18 protein-coding genes are annotated in these 14,816 nt (G+C 62.3%); 6 read left to right on the top strand and 12 right to left on the bottom strand.

What is annotated here, in order from left to right:
• Positions 1–472: 472 nt before the first annotated feature.
• The 3 genes from rpsD to LB551_RS04510 all read left to right on the top strand — a co-directional run bounded on the left by rpsD (position 473) and on the right by LB551_RS04510 (position 2,930).
• Entirely contained in the window at positions 473–1,090 is a 618-nt protein-coding gene (rpsD, locus tag LB551_RS04520) for a 30S ribosomal protein S4 (protein WP_140493847.1), read from the top strand.
• 129 nt (positions 1,091–1,219) lie between these two features.
• Positions 1,220–2,113, top strand: coding sequence for a tRNA 2-thiocytidine(32) synthetase TtcA (gene ttcA, locus LB551_RS04515; protein ID WP_224658365.1), 894 nt, complete (start codon positions 1,220–1,222; stop codon positions 2,111–2,113).
• Entirely contained in the window at positions 2,103–2,930 is an 828-nt protein-coding gene (locus tag LB551_RS04510) for an inositol monophosphatase family protein (RefSeq protein ID WP_224658364.1), read from the top strand. The genes ttcA and LB551_RS04510 overlap by 11 nt, the downstream gene beginning before the upstream one ends.
• Positions 2,931–2,978: 48 nt before the next feature.
• Here LB551_RS04510 and LB551_RS04505 read toward each other — a convergent pair whose 3' ends face one another.
• The 6 genes from LB551_RS04505 to LB551_RS04480 all read right to left on the bottom strand — a co-directional run bounded on the left by LB551_RS04505 (position 2,979) and on the right by LB551_RS04480 (position 9,669).
• A complete protein-coding gene (locus tag LB551_RS04505) occupies positions 2,979–4,247 on the bottom strand; it encodes a multidrug effflux MFS transporter (protein WP_224658363.1) in 1,269 nt (422 codons plus the stop codon).
• Positions 4,248–4,389: 142 nt separating this feature from the next.
• A complete protein-coding gene (gene grxD / locus LB551_RS04500; RefSeq protein WP_013532137.1) occupies positions 4,390–4,725 on the bottom strand; it encodes a Grx4 family monothiol glutaredoxin in 336 nt (111 codons plus the stop codon).
• A 153-nt stretch (positions 4,726–4,878) separates the two neighbouring features.
• Entirely contained in the window at positions 4,879–5,112 is a 234-nt protein-coding gene (locus LB551_RS04495; protein ID WP_140493839.1) for a BolA/IbaG family iron-sulfur metabolism protein, read from the bottom strand.
• A gap of 122 nt (positions 5,113–5,234) precedes the next feature.
• The gene (locus tag LB551_RS04490) at positions 5,235–5,789 is read right to left on the bottom strand and encodes a hypothetical protein (RefSeq protein WP_224622420.1); all 555 of its coding nucleotides are present in this window, start codon (positions 5,787–5,789) and stop codon (positions 5,235–5,237) included.
• Positions 5,790–5,809: 20 nt separating this feature from the next.
• The gene (gene purL / locus LB551_RS04485) at positions 5,810–8,041 is read right to left on the bottom strand and encodes a phosphoribosylformylglycinamidine synthase subunit PurL (protein ID WP_224622418.1); all 2,232 of its coding nucleotides are present in this window, start codon (positions 8,039–8,041) and stop codon (positions 5,810–5,812) included.
• 221 nt (positions 8,042–8,262) lie between these two features.
• On the bottom strand, positions 8,263–9,669 hold the full coding sequence (locus LB551_RS04480; protein WP_224658362.1) for a PLP-dependent aminotransferase family protein: 1,407 nt from the start codon (positions 9,667–9,669) through the stop codon (positions 8,263–8,265).
• Between LB551_RS04480 and LB551_RS04475 the strand changes: the two genes are divergently transcribed.
• Entirely contained in the window at positions 9,668–10,015 is a 348-nt protein-coding gene (locus LB551_RS04475; RefSeq protein WP_224658361.1) for a DUF1127 domain-containing protein, read from the top strand. The genes LB551_RS04480 and LB551_RS04475 overlap by 2 nt on opposite strands.
• A 72-nt stretch (positions 10,016–10,087) precedes the next feature.
• On the opposite strand, the gene LB551_RS04470 is transcribed toward LB551_RS04475, so the two are convergent.
• The 5 genes from LB551_RS04470 to purC all read right to left on the bottom strand — a co-directional run bounded on the left by LB551_RS04470 (position 10,088) and on the right by purC (position 12,580).
• Positions 10,088–10,498, bottom strand: coding sequence for a hypothetical protein (locus tag LB551_RS04470; RefSeq protein ID WP_224658360.1), 411 nt, complete (start codon positions 10,496–10,498; stop codon positions 10,088–10,090).
• A gap of 39 nt (positions 10,499–10,537) precedes the next feature.
• The gene (gene purQ, locus LB551_RS04465; RefSeq protein WP_140493824.1) at positions 10,538–11,206 is read right to left on the bottom strand and encodes a phosphoribosylformylglycinamidine synthase subunit PurQ; all 669 of its coding nucleotides are present in this window, start codon (positions 11,204–11,206) and stop codon (positions 10,538–10,540) included.
• Complete coding sequence (locus LB551_RS04460; protein ID WP_224658359.1) at positions 11,203–11,457, bottom strand: hypothetical protein; 255 nt, start codon at positions 11,455–11,457, stop codon at positions 11,203–11,205. Before LB551_RS04460 ends, purQ begins: the two co-directional genes overlap by 4 nt.
• 19 nt (positions 11,458–11,476) lie before the next feature.
• Positions 11,477–11,716, bottom strand: a complete 240-nt coding sequence (gene purS, locus LB551_RS04455; protein ID WP_140517697.1) for a phosphoribosylformylglycinamidine synthase subunit PurS — start codon at positions 11,714–11,716, stop codon at positions 11,477–11,479.
• Between the two features lie 69 nt (positions 11,717–11,785).
• Positions 11,786–12,580 carry a phosphoribosylaminoimidazolesuccinocarboxamide synthase gene (purC, locus tag LB551_RS04450; protein WP_127282327.1) on the bottom strand — a complete coding sequence of 265 codons (795 nt, stop codon included), beginning with the start codon at positions 12,578–12,580 and terminating at the stop codon, positions 11,786–11,788.
• Positions 12,581–12,855: 275 nt separating this feature from the next.
• On the opposite strand from purC, the gene LB551_RS04445 reads away from it, so the two are divergent.
• The gene (locus tag LB551_RS04445) at positions 12,856–13,176 is read left to right on the top strand and encodes a DUF1476 domain-containing protein (protein ID WP_140548897.1); all 321 of its coding nucleotides are present in this window, start codon (positions 12,856–12,858) and stop codon (positions 13,174–13,176) included.
• A gap of 166 nt (positions 13,177–13,342) precedes the next feature.
• Entirely contained in the window at positions 13,343–14,116 is a 774-nt protein-coding gene (locus LB551_RS04440) for an HpcH/HpaI aldolase family protein (RefSeq protein WP_224658358.1), read from the top strand.
• A gap of 27 nt (positions 14,117–14,143) precedes the next feature.
• Here the strand turns inward: LB551_RS04440 and LB551_RS04435 are convergent, their stop codons facing one another.
• Positions 14,144–14,698, bottom strand: a complete 555-nt coding sequence (locus LB551_RS04435; protein ID WP_224658577.1) for an RBBP9/YdeN family alpha/beta hydrolase — start codon at positions 14,696–14,698, stop codon at positions 14,144–14,146.
• Positions 14,699–14,816 lie beyond the last annotated feature (118 nt).

The raw sequence follows: 14,816 nt of genomic DNA, 5'->3' as shown, positions 1-14,816 counted from the left end.
GCTCCTCTGCTCAGGTCCCTTCCTGGAGCGGTTCAGCTTCAGGGAATCGCCGTCCCGCTCCGGTTTTTTACACAATCCCCGGTAGAAACTGCTAGCGCTTTCCTGGAATTGTTCTAGTGCCGCTGGCGCGACAACCTCCCGCCCGATACGGCACCGCATTCAACAACAACATTGAAAACCGCATATGGTCGCGCGGGGCGGCGCCAGTTGGAAGCTTGACAGCGGTTAAATCTCTGTTTAACAGCGCTCCCAACACCGGGCCGCAACGCCCGGTGGTTTGTTTTGCATGCGCAAGACCCGGTGGGAAGCCAGTCTGTTTCCGAGGTCTTGTTTGAACTGACGTGTCCCGTGGGTTTTCCGCCGCGTTGCGTGGGAAAACCCTGTCAGGTCTCGAAAACGGAGGCCAGAGGAGGGCGCGTTTCCTTCACCCGGAGCATGAGGTTCCGGGTGTATTCTTTTGAAAGGGAATGCGATGAGCAAGCGCGAATCCGCGAAGTACAAGATCGACCGCCGTCTTGGTGAAAACATCTGGGGCCGCCCGAAGTCCCCGGTCAACAAGCGTGAATACGGCCCCGGCCAGCACGGCCAGCGCCGCAAGGGCAAGCTTTCCGATTTCGGCCTGCAGCTGCGCGCCAAGCAGAAGCTGAAGGGCCACTATGGCGACGTTTCGGAAAAGCAGTTCCGCAAGGTCTATGAAGAGGCCGATCGCCGCAAGGGCGACACCTCCGAGAACCTGATCGGCCTGCTCGAGTCGCGTCTGGACGCGGTCGTCTACCGCGCCAAGTTCGTTCCGACCATTTTCGCCGCCCGCCAGTTCGTCAACCACGGCCACGTCAACGTCAACGGCAAGCGCGTCAACATCGGCTCGTACCGCTGCAAGCCGGGCGACGTCGTCGAAGTGCGCGAAAAGTCGAAGCAGCTGGTGATCGTCCTGGAATCGGTCGGCCTCGCCGAGCGCGACGTTCCCGACTACATCGAAGCCGATCACAACAAGATGACCGCGACCTTCTCACGTATCCCGGGCCTGGCGGACGTTCCGTTCGCCGTCCAGATGGAACCGAACCTCGTCGTCGAATTCTATTCGCGTTAAGCGAAGGCTTTTTGCGAGACCGGAAGGGGCCGCCCATCGAGGCGGCCTTTTCTTTGTCGGCCATGTCCGCTAATCCGGGCGGCAACGAAGCTCCGAACGTTCGTTGCTCCAGGATTTGGAACCGACGCCATGAACATGCTGCCAGACGCTCAATCGCTTGAGCAGGCCGCCGACATCGAAGGCGGCTTTCATCCGCTGTTCGCCGATGTGCCGTCTTCGGTCGAGTTCAACAAGTTGCGCAAGCGGTTGCTGCGCCTGACCCGCCAGGCAATCGAGGATTTTTCGATGGTCAGGCCAGGCGAGCGCTGGCTGGTGGCTCTGTCGGGCGGCAAGGATTCCTACGGCCTGCTTGCCATGCTCTTGGACCTCAAATGGCGAGGCCTGCTGCCGGTGGAGCTGTTGGCCTGCAATCTCGACCAGGGCCAGCCGAACTTTCCCAAGCACATCCTGCCCGATTACCTCAATGCCCACGGCATCGCACACCGCATCGAATACCAGGACACCTATTCCGTCGTCACCGACAAGCTGCCGCAAGGCAGCACCTATTGCTCGCTCTGTTCACGCCTGCGGCGTGGCCATCTCTATCGCGTCGCCCGGGAGGAGGGATGCTCGGCGCTGGTGCTCGGCCATCATCGCGAGGACATCCTCGAAACCTTTTTCATGAATCTGTTCCACGGCGGCCGGCTCGCCGCCATGCCGCCAAAGCTGCTCAACGACGAAGGCGACGTCATGGTGCTGCGCCCGCTTGCCTACTGCGCCGAAGCCGACCTCGAAAAGTTCGCCGCGGCGATGCGGTTCCCAATCATCCCTTGCGATCTCTGCGGCAGCCAGGAAGGCCTTCAGCGCAACGCTATGAAGGCCATGCTCGACGATATCGAGAAGCGCATGCCCGGCCGCAAGGATACGATGCTGCGTGCGCTGTCCAACACCAGGCCGTCGCATCTGCTCGACAGGAAACTGTTCGATTTCGCCGCCCTCGATGAAACGCTCTCCAGCAGGCAAGACATTTCCGATGACATTTGACGACACCGCGATCGACTGGCTGGCCAGCACCCTGGCCGAAGCAGCCGAAGCCGAAATCATGCCGCGCTTTCGCCGGTTGGGCGACGGCGACGTCCGTCATAAGACGTCGGCCGCCGACCTGGTGACGCAAGCCGATGTCAGTGCCGAGCGGCTGATCACCGCCAAGCTGCGTGAGCGCTACCCAACAGCCATGATCGTCGGCGAGGAAGCCTGTTCCGACAATCCGGCGCTGCTCGACGGCCTTGGCGATGCCGATCTGGCTTTTACGATCGATCCGGTGGACGGCACTTTCAATTTCGCTTCCGGCGTGCCGTTGTTCGGCGTCATGCTGGGTGTCGTGGTCCGGGGCGAGACCGTCGCAGGCATCATCCACGATCCGGTCGGCAAGGACTGTCTGATCGGCGCCAAGGGTGCGGGCAGCCATATCAGGCACGCCCATGGCAGTCTGGAAAAGGTGCGTGTCGCGGCGCCCGCGCCGATCTCGGGAATGACCGGTTCCGTCTCCTGGCAGTATATGGCCGAACCGGAGCGGTCCCGGCTGGCGCGCAACCAGACGAAAATCCTGTCGCAATTCGCCTATCGCTGCGCCGCGCATGAATACCGCCTTCTGGCCAGCGGCCATGCCCATTTCGTCGTCTACAACAAGCTGATGCCGTGGGACCATCTGCCCGGTGTGCTGATCCATGCCGAGGCCGGCGGCCACGCCGCGCGTTTCGACGCCAGCGCCTATCTGCCATCGCATGTCGGTGGTGGCCTGCTTGTCGCACCCGACCGGGAAAGCTGGCGCGAGTTGCGCAGGGAGCTCTGGGCGCAATAGGCCGGCTGCCAATTAGGATGCCCAGCCGAGCGTCGCAAAGGCGACAATTCAATGCAGATCGGCGATGTGCCCTGAGACGGGTGGGTTCTGCGGCTGGAACATCTTGCCGCGCTCGGCGATGAAGATCATCAGCAGCGCTGCGACCGAGACGCTGCAGAAGCCGGCGGCGAGCGGCGTCACGGTGCCGTTGAAAGCCTGACCGATCAGCGTGCCGAGAATGCCGCCGAGAAACGTCTGCATGAAGCCCAGGATGGACGAGGCCGTACCGGCCAGCTGACCAAGCGGCTCCATGGCCAACGCATTGAAATTGGCGCCGAGCGCGCCGAACGGAAGCATGGCGCAGGCAAAGAAGGTGACGAACAGCCAGAGCGGCATCTTCATTTCCAGCGAAACGACCAGCCAGGCCAGGCTGATGATCAGAAACAACAGCAGCGCACTCTGCGACAGGCGGCGCATGCCGATGCGGCCGACAAGGCGCGAGTTCAGGTAGTTGGAGAAGGCGAGCACGCCGGCCACGCCGGCGAAGATGACCGGAAACAGCTCGCCGACGTTGAAAATATCGACATAAATCTGCTGCGCCGAGGCGATGAAGCCGAACATGGCACCGAAGATGAATGTGCTGGCGAAGGCATAGCAGATCGCGACCCGGTTGGTCAGCACGATGCGAAACCCGCCGACAATGGCATTGACGGTCAATGGCCGGCGATATTCGGGATGCAGCGTCTCGGGCAGACGCAGCAGCGACCAGGCCGAGACCACAAGCGCGCCGACGGCCATGGTGACGAAGATCAGATGCCAGGTCGCGAACAGCATGATGAACTGGCCGATGCCGGGAGCGATCACCGGGATCGCCATGAACACCATGAAGATCAGCGACATCACCTCGGCCATGCGCCGGCCATCGAACGTATCGCGCACGATCGAGACGGCGATGACGCGGGTCGCGGCCGCACCGATGCCTTGCACGGCCCGGCACAGCAGAAGCGTCTCGAAGCTTGGCGCTATGGCAGCCGCGGCCGCCGCCGCCACATAAATGATTAGGCCGGCGACGAGCGGCGCGCGGCGACCGAAACGGTCCGAGAACGGTCCGAAAAAAAGCTGTCCGCCGCCAAAACCCAGAATATAGGCGGTGATCACATATTGCCGGTGGTTTTCGTTCTCCACGCCAAGCGAAGCGCCTATCTGCTGCAGCGCCGGCAGCATGATGTCGATGGCCAGTGAATTGAGCGCCATCAGCGCCGCGCACAGCGCGATGAACTCCCAGCGCGGAATGGGCAATTTGCTTGCCGATTGCGGTGCTGACGTCTGCTGGTCCACGGCAAGTCCGATCTCTCAAACGAAAACGCGCCGGTAGGCCGGCGCATTGGCTCGTCTCGGTCCCGGTCAGGGACGCAAAATAGCCGAGGAGGTGAGGCTCCCGGTGTTCAGGGCATGTCGGCAGCGACATGCCCAACCGAAATCAGGCAGCGCCCTTGACGCTCACGCCCTTCTCGACAAGGAATGTCTGCAACTCGCCCGCCTGGAACATTTCGCGCACGATATCGCAGCCGCCGACGAACTCGCCCTTGACATACAGCTGAGGGATCGTCGGCCAGTTGGAGTATTCCTTGATGCCCTGGCGCAGTTCGGCCGAATCCAGCACGTTCACGCCTTTGTAGTCGGCGCCGATATAGTCGAGGATCTGGACAACCTGGCCGGAAAATCCGCACTGCGGGAAACCGGGCGTGCCTTTCATGAAAAGCACGACGTCGTTGCCCTTCACCTCGTTGTCGATGTAGTCGTTGATACCGCTCATGGAATATCCTTTCCCGCCTGTGGGAGTCAGGCTCGAAGCTTTTCCATCAGATAAACCCATAGGTTGCCCGAAACAAGACTTTAGCCGCGTCGTGGCCTGAATGGCGCAAAAGATGCGGCGTTTTGGGCCAAGCGACTTTCGCGTTGGAATCCCTTAATCCGGCACGCTCGTCTGCAGCGCGAGCGCGTGCAGCACGCCGCCCATATTGCCCTTCAGCGCGTCATAGACCATCTGGTGCTGCTGCACGCGGCTTTTTCCGCGAAAGCTTTCGGCCACGACTTCGGCCGCATAGTGATCGCCGTCGCCGGCAAGGTCACGGATGGTCACCCTGGCGTCCGGGATGCCTTCCTTGATCAGTTTTTCGATGTCGCGGGCATCCATTGCCATGGCAAATTCCTGTTTTTTGGTCGGGCTGCGGCATGGCTGCCCGTGCGATGAGAGTCGGGTGAACCTAAAGCCTTTCCGGTCGGGATTGAAGCCGTTCCGTCCAGCCCCACCGCGGTTGTGGCTCACGACGCGTTCTCGCCCTGACCGCCGGCGTCGTCCGCGGGATCGTCCTCGGGCGTCGAGAAGGTCCGCCCAAGGCTGAAGGTCAGCACATAGAGAGGAAGGTTGATCGTGAGGTTGGCAATCGGCAGATAGGCGGTCATCCGCCAGACGGGCGAGAAGAACGGCTGGCCATAGCCATCGCAGACCAGCGAGGAGCCATACTCCCACAGTGCCCCCAATGCGGCCGCGACGGCGAAAAGTTTGATGCAGGTGAAGACGTGCCTCGTCCTTGCTTGGTCCGGCAGAAGCCGGCTCCAAAGCACCAGGCAGACAAGCGGAACCGCATAAAGAAGGTTCTGCAGGCCAAGCATCGGAAGCGTGTCGTTGGCCGCGGCGAGGAACTCCGCGCGTGTTTCCAACCGGGCGCAGACCTCGCTCGAGGTCGTCGACAGCAGGAAAAAGACGAACGGGCCGAGAAACCAGAAGAAGAACAGCGATGGCCAGAAGACGACTGCAAGCAGCGCCCGGGCGGCCAGTTTCCTGTGATTGAGCTTTTCCGAAAGATCGGTTCCCACTTTTCGGGATCACGCTCTGGTCAAATGGCCTGATCCATGAAGCGCGGGAACCAGCCTTCGTGCGCGGCGGTCAATTCGCCGAGCGGTATCGCCCGTGCCTCGCCGAGTTTCAGCGTGTCGCCGCCGGTCGAACCGATCCACGGCGCGAAGATGCCGAGCTCGCCTTGCTGTTTGCGGATTGCATCCCAGTCCTCACTGTCTGGATCGATCGACAGCGTCAGGAGATAGCGGCCCTGGTCCTCGCCGAACCAGACCGGGATGGGATCGGTGCCGGCCAGTCCGGGGACGGTCGCGCCGATGCCCGACGCCATCGCCATCTCGGCCAGGGCGACGGCGATGCCGCCGTCGGAAACGTCGTGAGCCGCGGTGACGATGCCGGACGCGATGAGGGCGCGCACATGGTCGCCGACCCGCTTTTCATGGTCGAGGTCGACCGGCGGCGGCGGGCCGTCGCTGCGGCCGTGGATGTCGCGCAAGTAAACCGATTGGCCGAGATGCGTGCCCCATGAGGCTGGTGCGCCGACCAGCAGGATCATCTGGCCTTGCGCCGCAAAACCGGCCCGCACCATCTTCGACCAGTCGGCGATCAGCCCGACGCCGCCGATGGTCGGCGTCGGCAGGATGCCCCGGCCATTGGTTTCGTTGTAGAGCGAGACATTGCCCGATACGATCGGGAAGCCGAGCGCGCGGCAGGCATCGCCAATGCCCTTCACCGCGCCGACCAGCTGACCCATGATCTCGGGCCGTTCCGGATTGCCGAAATTGAGATTGTCGGTGGCGGCCAGCGGCAGCGCGCCCGTGGCGGTCAGGTTGCGCCAGCATTCGGCTACCGCCTGCTTGCCGCCCTCGTAGGGGTCGGCCTCGCAATAGCGTGGCGTCACGTCCGAGGAGAAAGCCAGCGCCTTTGTCGGATGGCCTTCGACTCGCACCACGCCGGCATCGCCACCGGGAAGCTGCAGCGAATTGCCCTGGATCAGCGTGTCGTACTGCTCCCACACCCAGCGGCGCGACGACAGGTCAGGCCCGCCGAGCAGTTTCAGCAGCGCGTCGGCGACATCGGCCTGCGGAACGTCATTGGCCGCAAGCGGCGCCGGCTTCTTCGGCTCGACCCACGGACGGTCATATTCCGGCGCCTTGTCGCCGAGATCCTTGATCGGCAGGTCGGCGACCTGGTCGCCTTGATGCAGAACGCGGAAGCGCAGATCGTCGGTCGTCTTGCCGACAATGGCGAAGTCGAGCCCCCATTTGTGGAAGATCGCCTCGGCCTCCTTTTCTTTTTCGGGGCGCAGCACCATCAGCATGCGCTCCTGGCTTTCCGACAGCATCATCTCGTAGGCGCTCATACGCTCCTCGCGCACCGGCACCTTGTCGAGGTCGAGCTCGATGCCGAGATCCCCCTTGGCGCCCATCTCGACGGCCGAACAGGTAAGGCCGGCAGCACCCATGTCCTGGATGGCGATGACCGCGCCGGACGCCATCAGTTCGAGACATGCTTCCAGCAGGCACTTTTCGGTGAAGGGATCGCCGACCTGCACGGTCGGGCGCTTCTCGTCGATCTTGTCGTCGAATTCGGCCGAGGCCATGGTGGCGCCGCCGACGCCGTCGCGACCGGTCTTGGCGCCGAGATAGACGACCGGCAGGCCGACGCCCTTGGCCTCCGACAGGAAAATCGCGTCCGTCTTGGCAAGACCCGCGGCAAAAGCGTTGACCAGGATATTGCCGTTGTAGCGGGCGTCGAAATTGACCTCGCCGCCGACCGTCGGCACGCCGAAGGAATTGCCGTAGCCGCCGACGCCGGAAACCACGCCCGCCACCAGGTGCCTGGTCTTGGGGTGGTCGGGAGCGCCGAAGCGCAAGGCGTTCATCGCCGCGATCGGCCGCGCGCCCATGGTGAAGACGTCGCGCAATATGCCGCCCACGCCTGTCGCCGCCCCTTGGTAGGGTTCGATAAACGAGGGGTGGTTGTGGCTCTCCATCTTGAAGACGACGCAGTCGCCGTCGCCGATATCGACCACGCCGGCATTCTCGCCAGGCCCCTGGATGACCCGCGGGCCGGTCGTCGGCAGCGTGCGTAGCCATTTCTTCGAGGACTTATACGAGCAATGCTCGTTCCACATCGCCGAGAAGATGCCAAGTTCGGTGAAGCTCGGCTCGCGCCCGACAAGGTCGAGGATGCGCTGGTATTCGTCTGGCTTCAGCCCGTGCGCGGCAATGAGCTCGGGCGTGATCGGCACGGAATTGGAAATGGTCATGGGCGGCGGTTTTTATCCGTGGGAGCTTGGGATTTTGAGTCTCCTCTTATCGCAAGCTTTGCGGCCGATACACCCATGGGCGGACGAAAAATGGCTGAAATCCGGAGAAAGCCGCGACGTCATGAGCGCGCTTCCCATCGGACCGGATTCAACCGACGCGCCTCGGTCTTGCCGGAGGCATGCCGTCGTCCTGAACGGCCGGCGCTCCAAGGCGATGCGGATCAGGAAAAACTGTCGTAGCCGGCGCGGCCTTCGTCGAGGAGCCTCCGGATCGCCGCAACGCCGTCCGCGATGTCCTTACGCTGCCTCGGTTGCGAAATGCCGAAGCGCACGGCATGGAAGACCTGCTCGGAACGGCCCGCCTTGAACTCGTCTTCGTCGTCGATCAGCACGCCGTGCTCGAGGCAGGCGTTCTTGAACGTGCCGGAAAGCCAAGGGTCGGGCAAGGTTAGCCAGACAAAGGGTATATTGTCCCGTGACTTGAATTCGAAGCCGGCCAAAGTCTCGCGCACGATGGCGGTGCGGGCGTTGATTTCGGCGATGCTGCGTTTGCGTATGTCCGCGGCCTGGCCCGACAGCACCAGCCGGGCATTCACCTCGGCCAGCAGGAAAGGCATGCCGCCGGTCATCATCTTGTGGGCAACGCGGATGCGATGGCGATAAGCGGGCGGGCAGGAAAGCCAGCCGCCGCGAACGCCGGCCGCTACCGATTTCGACAGGCCGCCTGCGACAACGGTGCGCTCGGGTGCATAGTCGGCCAGCATTGGCGTCGGATCTTCGGTCAGGCCGCCGTAAAGATCGTCCTCGATAAGGACGACATTGTAGTCACGCGCGATCCGCGCGATTGCCTCACGTCGCGCTGCCGGCAGGATCGCCAGCGTCGGATTCTGCACAGTAGGCATCAGAAAGATCATCTTCGGATGCTTTTGCGCGCAGACACGCTCGAAATCGTCGGGGTCGAGACCCTGATGGTCCGATGCCACCAGCGCCGTGCGGCGACCGATCAGGTCGGCGCTGCGCGAAATCTGCGAATAGGTCAGGTGCTCGAAGGCGACGTAATCGCCGGGCGTGGTCAGTGCGGCGATCGCCGCCATGACAGCGGCATGGGTGCCGAGCGTCGGCACGATCGTATCGGCGCTCGGTCGAAACGAATTGCGCGACAGCCAGCTGGCGCCGGCCTCGAACCAGCGCTCGGGAAAATCACGCGTGTAGCTCGAAATCTCATGCGCATGATCCAAAGCCGTGCGCGACAGCACTTCGGTGACGATGGCGCCCTGGCCGATATCGGGCGCCGCGGTGCTGTCGAAGCGCAGCTTGCCGCGCGGCGCATCGATGTCGCGCGTGCCTTGCGCGTCCGGCGCTATGAAGTCGGGCCTCGCGTTCTGCCGGCCGAGGACATAGGTGCCGCGCCCGACCTCGCCGCTGACCAGTCCGCGCTCGCGCAGCAATTGATAGGCCCTGCCGACCGTGCCGACGGTTGCGCCGATGTCATAGGCGAGATCCCGCTGCGGTGGCAGCTTTGCCCCGGCGTCGATCACGCCACAATCGATATCTGACTCAATGCTGTCAGCAAGGCGCTGATAAAGCGGGCCAGAGCTGGCCGTGAGGTCGGGAAGCCAATTTGTCATGGTGACAATTTTGTATATTGCGTCGAACGATGAGTCAATTCACATGCATTGTGTGGAAGAAACAGTGCAATTTGCAGCTTTGGTAGAGCGAAAATGGATACAATCGAGACAATCAGCCAGACAGGTGCAGGATTGTTCGGACCTGCCGCGCGACCTGTGGGCCGCGGCGGCTTTGTCAGCCGCATCGTGCATTATGGTCAAATCGCTGGGGCGCTGGATCGACGGCCTGCTGGAGCGCAGGCGCAGCCGGCTTGCCTTGCTGGACATGGCCGATGATCAGTTGAAGGACATCGGCATTTCCCGCTGCGACGCCCATCGCGAAGGGATCAGGCCATTCTGGGAATGAACAGGCGCGATGCAGTGTTCAATCCGGATTGCCTGGAGCCGGAAAGTGTGAAGCTGCAGCAGCCGGCCCATGCTACGCGGCGGCGGCGCAGGCCGGATTGCCTGACTGCCAGCGCGCGATGTCAGAGCCGATGCGCGCGCCGAGCGGTTCGGCCATCAGCGGACCGAACACGTCGACACGGCTCGAATTGCCTTGTGCCTGCACCACCAGCAGCGGCTTGCCGCCATAATGCTTGGCCGGCACCAGCAGGAAGCGTGGCGTGCCGCTGAACGAATTCAGTTCATTGGCCATCTGGTAGGATTTGAAGGCCGGGTCCTTGCTGGCGATCCAGCATTTATGCGCTGATATCGCCACCTGTTCCATGGCCAGCAGAGCGGCGCTCTTGCCGGAGGGTGGCGGCGCACTTTTCGGGCCCGACTGGCAGGATGCCAGCGCAAGCCCGGTCGCAGCCAGGAGGGCAAAGCGAGCAATCGTCAGTCTCATGGTCAGGCCGCCCCCACGTTCTGAAAGAATTTTGGAATATCAGGCAGCGATGCCGAGCGCGCCTTCGAACAGCGCCCGCCCGTCATTGCCGCCATGTGCCGCTTCGATCAGGTTCTCGGGATGCGGCATCAGGCCGAGCACATTGCCCTGGCTGCTGATGATGCCCGCGATGTCGTTGATCGAGCCGTTGGGATTGGTGCCGTCGGCATAGCGGAACACCACCTGGCCTTCGCCTTCCAGGCGTGCAAGCGTCTCGGCATCGGCGAAGTAGTTGCCGTCGTGATGCGCCACCGGCGAGCGGATGATCTGGCCCGGCTGATAGCGGCGGGTGAACATGGTGTTGGCGTTGGCGATCTCGAGCTTCACCTGCCGGCAGACGAATTTGAGCGAGGAGTTGCGCATGAGCGCTCCCGGCAGCAGGCCGGCCTCGACCAGGATCTGGAAACCGTTGCAGACACCGATGACCATGACGCCCTTGGCCGCCTTTTCCGCGACCGCCCGCATCACCGGCATGCGCGCCGCGATCGCGCCGCAGCGCAGATAATCGCCGAAGGAGAAGCCGCCGGGAATGGCGATCAGGTCGACATCCGGGATTTCGGTGTCGGTTTGCCAGACGGTTGCCGGCGCCTTGCCGGAAATCTTGGTCAGCGCCGCGATCATATCGCGGTCGCGGTTAAGGCCAGGCAGGAGGACGACGGCTGATTTCATTTCGGTTCGTAAGGCCTTTGGGTTTCGGCAAGTTCGCGCAGGTCAAGACGGCGTTCGATATGTTCCAGCCGATCATCCTGGCGAGCGAGCACACCATAGATATTCTTCACATCGCTCTCAGTGGCTATCAGATGGCCGCGGATGGAGCCAAGCTCTGATTTCACCTCTCCAAGCGTCAAATCCATCCTGTCCAACCGCGAGTGGATCGACTTGAGGACTTCAAATATCAGGCTTCCATCGATCTCGGCCACCAACCCCTCCGACACAACTTCAGGTAAGCGTCACACTATAATTCTCAATCACCGTATTCGCCAGCAGTCTGTCGCACATGGCTTTCAGGTCGGCCTCGGCCTTGGCCTTGTCGGTCCCGGCGAGCTCGACGTCGAACACCTTGCCCTGTCGCACCGAGCCGATGCCGTCAAAACCCAGCCCCGACAGCGCATGCTCGATTGCCTTGCCTTGCGGGTCCAGCACGCCGTTCTTGAGGGTTACGGTGATACGGGCTTTCATCGACGCTCCTGAATGATCGGTATCGGCCTGCCGGGGGCGTGCCGTGGCCGGCAGGCCCGTTGCGGGCAATTAGTGCTTCATGCCCTTCGGCGGTTCGCTGGACGCGACGAGCACCGGTCCGGTTGGACGCGGCGGCTCGTTCTCGTTCATGATGCCGAGACGGCGGGCGACTTCCTGGTAGGCCTCCACGAGGCCGCCCATGTCGCGGCGGAAACGGTCCTTGTCGAGCTTGTCCTGCGTCGCCACGTCCCACAGCCGGCAGGAATCGGGCGAAATCTCGTCGGCGACGACGATGCGCATCATATCGCCCTCGAACAGGCGTCCGCACTCGATCTTGAAATCGACGAGCTGGATGCCGACGCCCATGAACAGGCCGGACAGGAAGTCGTTGACGCGTATGGCCAGCGCCATGACGTCGTCGATTTCCTGCGGGCTCGCCCAGCCGAAGGCAGTGATGTGCTCTTCAGACACCATCGGATCGTCGAGGGCGTCGGCCTTGTAATAGAATTCGATGATCGAGCGGGGCAGGACGGTGCCTTCCTCGATGCCGAGGCGCTTGGACAGCGAACCGGCGGCGACATTGCGCACCACCACTTCGAGCGGAATGATCTCGACCTCCTTGATCAACTGCTCGCGCATGTTGAGCCGGCGGATGAAGTGGGTCGGAATACCCATCCGGTTGAGATGATTGAAGATGTGCTCGGAAATGCGATTGTTAAGCACGCCCTTGCCATCGACGACTTCGTGTTTTTTCTTGTTGAACGCGGTGGCGTCATCCTTGAAGAACTGGATCAGCGTCCCGGGCTCAGGGCCTTCATAAAGTATCTTGGCCTTGCCTTCATAAATGCGGCGGCGATTTTTCATTTGATTTTTCTCTGGATTTGCGGGCAGGCGGCAAGCGACCAGTTCCTGTCCGTCTGCCTAAATTAGTGTGGCGACGGTGGCGTTCAATGCCGGTGTCTATCGTAATCGCCTTGTTTGCTCAATCGGCAAATCCTTTCAATCAACTGCTTTCGGGACCGAAATGCCGCAGCGCAGCAAACCACGAAGCGTATTGACCGGCCGCCAGCCTTTTGGTTTGTGCTCCGCCATCACATATTCATCAATGCCAGCGAATCGATTTCCATCGGAGGGATGCCATGAGCAACATGAAGGATCGCGAAGAGGGTTTTGAGCGCAAATTCGTGTTCGACGAGGAGCTTCGGTTCAAGGCGTCGGCGCGCCGCAACAAGGCTCTCGGCCTGTGGGCCGCGGAAAAGCTCGGGAAATCCGGCGCCGAGGCCGACGCCTACGCCAGGGAAGTGGTTGTTTCCGATATCGAGGAAGCCGGCGATCACGACGTCTTCCGCAAGATACGCAAGGATTTCGACGCTGCCGGCGTCAGCCAGTCGGACCATCAGATCCGCCGCACCATGGACGAATTGATGGCGCAGGCGATCGAGCAGATCAAGAACACCTGATCCGGCTGAAGCAGGTTCTGCGAAAGTGTCCCACCATTTGCGACGGAACCTGCGGCACACAAAAGAATGACTGGACCAATCGACCGCCCGGCCCAGCCGGGCGGTTTTTCTTTGCGTTTCCCGGCGTTTCCGGCTGAAACTGCGATCCTTAGCGAGGAAAAAGCCGATGTCCCTGAAATCCCGCCTTGCGGCCGATGAAACGCTGGTCACCGCGTGGTCGGGCGTGCCGGACGCGCTGACCGTCGAAATCCTTGCCAGGCAGGACTTCGATGCGGTCACGCTCGACATGCAGCATGGCGGCCATCATGAAGACAGCGTGTTGCGCGGCCTGGCGCCCGTGCTTGCCACCGGCAAGCCGGCATTGGTGCGTATTCCCGTCGGCCGTTTTGACATGGCCAGCCGGGCGCTCGATTTTGGCGCCGAGGCGGTGATCGCGCCGATGGTCAACTCGGTGGCGGATGCAAAACTGTTCGCTGCGGCGATGAAATACCCGCCGGTGGGCGAGCGCTCCTGGGGCCCGACCTATGCCTTCCCACGCCATGGCAAGGGTGATCATGCCGAATGGCTGCGCGACAGCAACCAGCGCACCATGGCCTTCGCCATGGTCGAGACGCGGGCGGCGCTCGATGCGCTGGACGGCATCCTCGATACACCCGGTATCGACGGCATTTTCCTGGGGCCATCGGACTTCTCGATTGCCTGGTCGAACGGCACGACCGTCAATTCGACGCTCGAAAGCATGATGGAAACGGTGGGTTCGATCGCTGAGCGTACCCGCAAGGCCGGCAAGCATGCGGCGATCTACGTCATCGAACCGGCCATTGCCGGCCGCGTCGTGGCGATGGGCTACCGGCTGCTGGCCACAGGGTCCGAGCACTCGCTGATTTCGCTGGGGGCGAAGACGCTTTTGAGGGGTATCAAGGATTCGATCGGCGCCTGATTGAGAGCAACGATCCGGTGGGGGTCGTCAGGCCTTCAGGTCGGTCAGGAATTTGGCGAAGGTCATCGAACCTTCGGGCCATGGGCCGAAGCCTGAATCTGCGTTGAGGTGACCGGCTTCACCGGCATCGATGAAGAGAGACCCCCAGGCGCCCGCAATGTCCTCGGCGACGTCGAAGGCGCAGAACGGATCGTTGCGGCTGGCAATCACCATGGACGGGAAGGGCAACGGCTCGCGTGAGTAGGGGCCGAACGTCATCAGGTGCCTTGGCCGTATCTCCGGATTGGCGACATCGGGCGGCGCCACGAGGAATGCGCCGGCGACCGGCTTGCGGAACCGCGGGATGGCTTGTACCGCCGCGGCAACGCCCAGCGAATGCGCGACAAGGACGACGGGTCTCTCGGCCTCGTTGACGGCGCTGGCCACGCTCGCCGTCCAGTCCTCGCGCACGGGCTTGGACCATTCCGCCTGTTCGACGCGCCGCGCGGTCGACAGCTTGGATTGCCAGCGGGTTTGCCAGTGCTCGGGTCCGGAATTGGTATAGCCCGGGATGATGAGAATATCTGTGTCCTTGACCTTCATGGCGCGCATGTAGCGAGCGTCTCTGTTTCGTGCAACTATCTCGGCAGGCACGGCACGTCACAATTGTGAACAACCTGTTCGATTTTTCCCGCCTTGTGTGAACGATCGCGATCGACGA

This window comes from Mesorhizobium sp. BR1-1-2 (assembly GCF_020165435.1).
In the GTDB taxonomy this organism is placed as follows: Bacteria; Pseudomonadota; Alphaproteobacteria; order Rhizobiales; family Rhizobiaceae; genus Mesorhizobium.
This window is presented reverse-complemented; position numbering and strand designations above follow the sequence as displayed.

Coding starts and splice junctions, on each gene's coding strand:
- rpsD (WP_140493847.1), top strand. CDS start 473: ATGAGCAAGCGCGAATCCGCGAAGTACAAGATCGACCGCCGTCTTGGT.
- ttcA (WP_224658365.1), top strand. CDS start 1,220: ATGAACATGCTGCCAGACGCTCAATCGCTTGAGCAGGCCGCCGACATC.
- LB551_RS04510 (WP_224658364.1), top strand. CDS start 2,103: ATGACATTTGACGACACCGCGATCGACTGGCTGGCCAGCACCCTGGCC.
- grxD (WP_013532137.1), bottom strand. CDS start 4,725: ATGAGCGGTATCAACGACTACATCGACAACGAGGTGAAGGGCAACGAC.
- LB551_RS04495 (WP_140493839.1), bottom strand. CDS start 5,112: ATGGCAATGGATGCCCGCGACATCGAAAAACTGATCAAGGAAGGCATC.
- purL (WP_224622418.1), bottom strand. CDS start 8,041: ATGACCATTTCCAATTCCGTGCCGATCACGCCCGAGCTCATTGCCGCG.
- LB551_RS04475 (WP_224658361.1), top strand. CDS start 9,668: ATGGTGACAATTTTGTATATTGCGTCGAACGATGAGTCAATTCACATG.
- LB551_RS04480 (WP_224658362.1), bottom strand. CDS start 9,669: ATGACAAATTGGCTTCCCGACCTCACGGCCAGCTCTGGCCCGCTTTAT.
- LB551_RS04470 (WP_224658360.1), bottom strand. CDS start 10,498: ATGAGACTGACGATTGCTCGCTTTGCCCTCCTGGCTGCGACCGGGCTT.
- purQ (WP_140493824.1), bottom strand. CDS start 11,206: ATGAAATCAGCCGTCGTCCTCCTGCCTGGCCTTAACCGCGACCGCGAT.
- purS (WP_140517697.1), bottom strand. CDS start 11,716: ATGAAAGCCCGTATCACCGTAACCCTCAAGAACGGCGTGCTGGACCCG.
- purC (WP_127282327.1), bottom strand. CDS start 12,580: ATGAAAAATCGCCGCCGCATTTATGAAGGCAAGGCCAAGATACTTTAT.
- LB551_RS04445 (WP_140548897.1), top strand. CDS start 12,856: ATGAGCAACATGAAGGATCGCGAAGAGGGTTTTGAGCGCAAATTCGTG.
- LB551_RS04440 (WP_224658358.1), top strand. CDS start 13,343: ATGTCCCTGAAATCCCGCCTTGCGGCCGATGAAACGCTGGTCACCGCG.
- LB551_RS04435 (WP_224658577.1), bottom strand. CDS start 14,698: ATGAAGGTCAAGGACACAGATATTCTCATCATCCCGGGCTATACCAAT.